This is a genomic window from Adlercreutzia sp. DFI.6.23 (genome assembly GCF_024462535.1).
GTDB classification, from domain to species: domain Bacteria; phylum Actinomycetota; class Coriobacteriia; order Coriobacteriales; family Eggerthellaceae; genus Adlercreutzia; species Adlercreutzia rubneri.
Genome location: NZ_JANGBP010000647.1, coordinates 1 through 294 on the forward strand (window position 1 = coordinate 1; position 294 = coordinate 294).

Annotated in this window: 1 pseudogene; it reads right to left on the reverse strand. The window is 65.3% G+C overall.

The features are described 5' to 3' along the window. Positions 1 to 294 (reverse strand): annotated as a pseudogene (locus tag NE591_RS14915) (AMP-binding protein); the annotation flags it as partial.

Consider the following 294-nt stretch of genomic DNA (forward strand, 5'->3'; position numbering starts at 1 on the left):
GCATGCCGATGGTGGCGGAATTCGACAGGCCGGGGGCGCCTATGATGTCTTCATCGATCTCGCGGGCCGAGATATTCTCGCCGCCGCGGATGATGACCTCCTTCTTGCGACCGTTGATGCGGATGCGGCCCTCCTCGTCCATATAGCACAGGTCGCCGCTGAAAAACCAGCCGTCGTCGGTGAGGGCGCGGTCGGTGCGGTCGTGCTCGTTCAGGTAGCCGACGAACATGTGGGGCCCGCGTGAGATCTCCTCGCCTTGGGCGCCCCGGGGCACCTCCTGGCCGTTCTCGTCGA